At 48.8% G+C, this 1,200-nt stretch carries 1 protein-coding gene; it reads right to left on the bottom strand.

From position 1 onward, the window contains the following. Window positions 1–367 precede the first annotated feature (367 nt). Window positions 368–1,200: hypothetical protein (locus AC01FP_RS17660; RefSeq protein ID WP_474482032.1), on the bottom strand; the 833-nt coding region annotated here is incomplete at its 5' end.

Genomic DNA, 1,200 nt, shown 5'->3' with positions numbered 1-1,200 from the left:
AGCACCCTGCGTGATCTGCTTCTGGCTGAGGGCAATGCCGATCTGCTCGGCTCCCGCGACACCCTGCGCCTGGCGTTATTTCCAATTGACGGACCAAAAGCCTGTCTGAAGCCTCCTACTACTCTCTCCAGGGCTTCTTCGGAGACGTAACTCATCCAGTCGTAGTTTTCTTGGTCGCGGCCACATAAGAAGGCTTCAGGGCCGGGAGATTGTTTGCCATTATTAGCCGCTATCCTGCCATCATCACAGATCACTTAGTTGAAGCGTGGTTGGCGAATCGGGTAATGAGCCAAGGCCCATCTCCTCGCAATGATTGAAAACAAAACCGGCGACATGAATAGATATGCCCTCAGGAATCATGATGGGCTCATTCTGGAGAGATTTGCAGAAGATAGAAAGAAGGCAGAAGTTCATGGCGTTCGATGACTTTGACTATGCTGGTCCCGAAGTCTTCGCTATTGGAATTGCCCGCTAGAAATCCCACAGGGATTGAAGGTGGCTGCAGCATTCTGTGACTAATCACAAAAAGAATTACTAGGACTGCGATGACAACGAAGGCATTGAGCATGGTGAGCCTATATTCTATTTTCGACAGTGGAGCAAGGGCCTCTCCTCCGCGCTTGATCTCAGAACGATGTTTATAGAAGCGAAATAACCACACCAGCAGTATGCTGTTTGCGGTAATTGCGACGTAATCAAGAAGAAACCAGATATCGCTGAATACAAGATAATCCACGGCCGGCCGAAACACGCGGGAGGCAAAATAAAGGCTTACTGCCGCGAGCAGACCCGAAGCTCCAAATCGACTAGCCGGGCTGCTCTCCCTCCAATGAAAACCGATGATGGTCGTCAGAAGGATCAATAGAAGCGGTGTGACGATCATCAACAGGGCGGCGGGTGTGCGCCTTACAAGATGAAAAGATACAGATGTTGTCAGGTAGTCATTTTTCTTTGACGAGTATATGTTTGCATTTGTTTGCAGCGAATGCCGATCATTCTCTTGGCCTGAGCCGGCAAGTTTTAGAGTTGGCTGATTTGGCATTACAGCGGAGATAAGACTGGAATTGTCCTTGCGTCCGATGGTCGCATAGTTTATGTCGAAGCTCCCGTTCTGAGGATTAAGGAGATTGCTTGACAGCTGAACTTTGAAGCTGTCGATATCGATATTCTTTATGAATTGATCGGATATCAGCTCATTGG

It is taken from the genome of Cyanobium sp. NIVA-CYA 375 (genome assembly GCF_056108345.1).
The sequence above is the reverse complement of the archived record's forward strand: the minus strand, read 5'-3'. Positions and strand labels throughout refer to the sequence as shown.